This is a genomic window from Mycobacterium asiaticum, from assembly GCF_001673365.1.
GTDB lineage: Bacteria > Actinomycetota > Actinomycetes > Mycobacteriales > Mycobacteriaceae > Mycobacterium > Mycobacterium asiaticum_A.
Genome location: NZ_LZLS01000015.1, coordinates 1 through 3385, shown reverse-complemented (window position 1 = coordinate 3385; position 3385 = coordinate 1). Strand labels below are relative to the sequence as shown.

2 protein-coding genes are annotated in these 3385 nt (G+C 58.4%); one reads left to right on the top strand and one right to left on the bottom strand.

Annotated elements, in window-relative coordinates; translation table 11 throughout:
• The first annotated feature begins 104 nt into the window (after nt 1-104).
• Nucleotides 105-1601, top strand: a complete 1497-nt coding sequence (locus A5634_RS02100) for a glycosyltransferase family 87 protein (RefSeq protein WP_065142437.1) — start codon at nt 105-107, stop codon at nt 1599-1601.
• 179 nt (nt 1602-1780) lie between these two features.
• Here A5634_RS02100 and A5634_RS02095 read toward each other — a convergent pair whose 3' ends face one another.
• The gene (locus A5634_RS02095) at nt 1781-3304 is read right to left on the bottom strand and encodes a glycosyltransferase (protein ID WP_065142436.1); all 1524 of its coding nucleotides are present in this window, start codon (nt 3302-3304) and stop codon (nt 1781-1783) included.
• Between the last annotated feature and the right edge of the window lie 81 nt (nt 3305-3385).

Sequence of the window (3385 nt, the reverse complement as noted above, 5' to 3'; positions counted from 1 at the left end):
GAAGATCATCCTCGGGAAGGTGCGCCCACTTTCAGGCCGCCTCGCCGAGGCTCATCCACAGGTATTGATCATTGCTCTTGCGATTCGAATTGAGGCTTGTACACGTGACTCGACTGGTCGAGATGTCAAACGATGCTATCGCTGCTACCCGGGTGAAGGTGGCTGCTCTATTCTGCCTTCCTGACCGCACGCTCCTACTTGGCATCATCCTGTCGGCCTCAACGTTGTCGGCAGTAATTGGCTTGGTTCTTAGCCAGTACTACGCCGTCGACGTGGTCAGCTCGCTGCTCTTTCCTGCCGAGGACTGCTGGCTCGATTGGGGTACACAAATCGGCCGCCATTGCTTTTGCGACTACGGAATTGTCGGGGGCCTAGGCATGCGGGCAAATCCCTGGGAACCCTACCCAATGTTTTTGCCCTGGAATGATTATAAGCCCGCTGGGAGCAACTACCCGGCGGCCGGCATGCTTCCGCAACTATTGTTTGGAGTACTAGGCGCATGGCTGCACATGCCGAGATTAGGCTTGGTGGGGTTTCTGCTAGTTTCGCTGAGCGCTCTACTGACCCCTGCATTCTGGGCCGCTCGGGGCTCCCGCGGTCTAGAGCGCGTGGTGGTTTTTATCGCGTTGGGCCTTGCAGCAATTCCCGTTTGGGCGGTCTTTGATAGAGGCAACTCGGTGGGTCTAGTTGCGCCTATCGGCTTGTTGTTTCTAGTCGCACTGCGCAGACGACGGTGGAATTCGGTAGCTATAGCAGTAGTCCTCGCAGCCTTAGTAAAACCGCAGTTCGTAATACTCATAGTTGCTATATTTGCAGCTCGACAGTGGCGGACAGGGAGCTTAGCGGTGATGGGCGTTGCAATCTCCAATTTCGTACCGTATTTACTGTGGCCACGGGATTTTCCGAACACGATCGTACAGTCGGCACGAAGCGCCCTTCACTACAGTAATACGGTAGCCACACTCAACGGCCCCTACAACGTGTCCTTTGCCAAGGGCATTTTTTTCTTTCCCGATAAGCTAATAGATCCTCAGCGGGGCTACGTGTCGAATGTTTTTTTTGATGCGGTGCGCCCGCAGATCGGATATATCGCAGCCTTCCTGATCATCGGTTCCGTTCTGTTCCTCGGGCAGCGCATACCACCAGTAATGGTAGGTATTACATTGCTGGCAACAGCTTCCCTCTTCCCTGGCCTGGTATTTCACACTTACCTTGTGTTTGCTCTACCCATAGCCGCCCTGGTGGTCAGGGATGCAGATAGGCCACCCGGGTCGGGCCTCTTCGATGATCTCGCAAGAGTTGGTGGCGACCGCCCAGTAGTGGGCTTTTGTGTGACCCTAGCCACAGCGCTCAGTATTGCCCCCATTCCCCTCCCTGGCCCGCCAGTGGCGATGCCGATAGCGGGCCAGCTAGGGAATGTCGGAATAGTCGGCAGCACGCCGATCGTTTCCACCACCGCGGAACTGACGCCGCTCCTATGGCTAGTCGCGTGCGCGGCAATCATCGTGTCCTACGCACGACGACCAACTTCGAAGGGCGACTCAGATACCCCGAAGACCTCGGCGACGACATCGAGCGACACACTCATCGATAGCAGCTAGAATCTGCAACTCCGCCGGCCAGCGCCTTATATGTGATGGGCCTCAGTAAGGATTTTCAGTGAGCGCGGCCAGCGTGTCACCGTTGGCCGGTGCTTAACATCTTGCGCCCTCGACGGTTGACCCTCTTGGCTTGTGCCGCGCCGCGTTCGGAGGCCGAACAGATCACCATTTCGCAGGAATCACCGCGCGCCGAAGCCTTTTCGCCTTCTACCGAACTGAAGGTCTCCGTCTCTGTACTTCCGGAGTGCCCTGAGCGCCCCAAACCCTGCGATACCGCCGCCGGCTAAGCGCATTACGGGACGTCGCATCGCGATCCCGTACCAATGCAGATACGCCGGCAGCCACCCGGCCAGATCGAATCTACTGGCACCGGCGGTCCGGTCTTCCCAGCTGCTAGGAACTTCATCAACGCGATAGCCGAGCACGTGGGCTTTGGTCGTAAGCTCGAGTCCTACCTCGAAGCCGCGCACGCTTTCCACGGCGACCTCTCGGAGGAAACGACGGCTGTAGCCACGGAAGTTCGTGGTGGCATCATGGGTCGCCAAACCACCCACATAGTGCAAGCTAAGCCCTGCCGTCCGCGACATCAGAGTCTTCAGCCGCGGACCTCCGGTCTGAGAGCCCCCCGGCATGTACCGCGAACCGCTGACCACATCTGCGCCCCCGTCACGAATCTTGGCTGCCATCAACGGAATTACCGAGGGCGGGTCCGACAAGTCCGCCATGCTGGTGACGATCACATCACCGCGCGCGGCGGCGAAGCCGGCAACCAGGGCGTTGGCAACGCCCTTGCCGAGGGAATTCCGGACGAGGTGTACCGTCGCCGGACGGTCGGGCATCGCCTCAATGGCCGGCAGCGTGGAGTCTTCGTCGAAGTCGTAGCAGACAATCAGCTCGTGCGGTGTGTCAGCCAAAGTTTCGCTGAGCCGTCTGAGACAGATCTGTATATTCTCACCCTCGTTGTACACCGGGATGACCACACTGATCAGGCGGTCCTCGTCCGACGATGAGATTGGCTTCTGCGCTCGGATCAGGAATTGCTTGCCAAGCAACGGCCACGCTAGCCGCGAATGCAGATACAGCTGCACCAGGATGGGCGCTTGCGGCAACGGGGAGTATGTCGAGTACGGAAGGAAGCGACCGTAGGTGTCGATGACCTTGAACTGGTGGATGCCAAGCAACTCGGTTAGCGAACGGTCGCTGATCGGCACCATGTGGTCCCAGAAGTCCCAGTAGTCGCCTGCCACCAAGCGAACATTCGGTCCCAGGGCGATAAAGTGCCCGCCCGGCTTGAGCACTCGCCTCACCTCGGCGATAGCGCGATCAACGGCGGTCTTGTTCTCCAAGTGCTCGAGTACATTGCTGGTGAAGACGACGTCGACCGATTCATCTTCAAGGACACCGAGGTCTTCGGCTCGGCACTGATGGAACTCGATCCCCTCTTCCAGGAGCTTGCCACTGTCCGGGTTGAGGTCGATGCCGATCCGTCGCGCAGCCTTGATGTGATTCAGGAATTCGCCGTAGCCGCAACCCAAGTCGACCACGGTGTCACTACGTTTGATCCAACCTTGAAAGAAGTCACGAACCAGAACGCTCCACAAAGCAGACCGTGCCTCAAGGTTGTGGCCGAATCGCTGTCGGTAAAGCTGTTGTAGGTTGTTGCCGCCAGCGGCGAGTGTGTGGTTCTTGCGGCTAGCACCCATGCAGGTCAGATAGTCCCAGCGTTGACGGCGTTGACAATCCAGGGAATGACTTCGTCGAGCATGGCATCGAGCGTGGTGGTC

Bases quoted from the DNA above. Each gene is read 5' to 3' on its own strand.
- A5634_RS02095 (WP_065142436.1), bottom strand. From the start codon at position 3,304: ATGGGTGCTAGCCGCAAGAACCACACACTCGCCGCTGGCGGCAACAAC.